General features: G+C 63.1%; 1 protein-coding gene and 1 pseudogene. Both read left to right on the top strand.

The window, feature by feature from the left end:
• Positions 1 to 456: 30S ribosomal protein S2 (gene rpsB / locus AC1D15_RS35490; protein ID WP_477829781.1), on the top strand; the 456-nt coding region annotated here is incomplete at its 5' end.
• 122 nt (positions 457 to 578) lie between these two features.
• Positions 579 to 758, top strand: a pseudogene (locus AC1D15_RS35485) (translation elongation factor Ts); the annotation flags it as partial.

Below are 758 nucleotides of genomic sequence, written 5' to 3'. Positions count from 1 at the left end.
GGCATGATGACCAACTTCAAGACGGTCAAGGGCTCGCTGAAGAAGCTGAAGGACATGCAGGCCCAGATCGAAGCCGGCACCGAGATCCGCATCAAGAAGGAAGCGCTGATGTTCCAGCGCGACCTGGCCAAGCTCGAGAAGGACATCGGCGGCATCCAGGACATGAACGCGCTGCCCGATGCGATGTTCGTGATCGACGTCGGCTACCACAAGATCGCCGTTGCCGAAGCCAAGAAGCTCGGCATCCCGGTGATCGGCATCGTCGACTCGAACCACTCGCCCGAAGGCATCGACTACGTGATCCCGGGCAACGACGACTCGTCGAAGGCCGTGGCGCTGTACGCCAAGGCGGTGGCCGATGCGATCATCGACGGCAAGGCCAACGCGAGCAACGAAGTGGTGCAAGCCGTTTCGGCCGAGGGCGATGAATTCGTGGAAGTCAGCGAGAACGCCTGATCCCGATGCCCCTGCCCGCTGAAAGGCGAGCGCACAAAGGGGCTGTCACAGCCCCTTTTTTTCAACCCGAGATCATTCGGCGCCCGGCCTCCGGCGGGGCGCCCAGCACACGGAGATTCAAGATGGCTGCAATCACTGCAAGCATGGTCGGCGAACTGCGCGCGAAGACCGACGCCCCGATGATGGAGTGCAAGAAGGCGCTGACGGAAGCCGGCGGCGACATGGAAAAGGCCGAAGAGCTGCTGCGCGTCAAGCTGGGCAGCAAGGCCGGCAAGGCCGCGTCGCGCATCACGGCCGAAGGC

The sequence above is a fragment of the Rhizobacter sp. P2_H2 genome (assembly GCF_056403375.1).
Note: the sequence above shows the minus strand (reverse complement) of the source record. Positions and strands in the feature narration are given on the sequence as shown.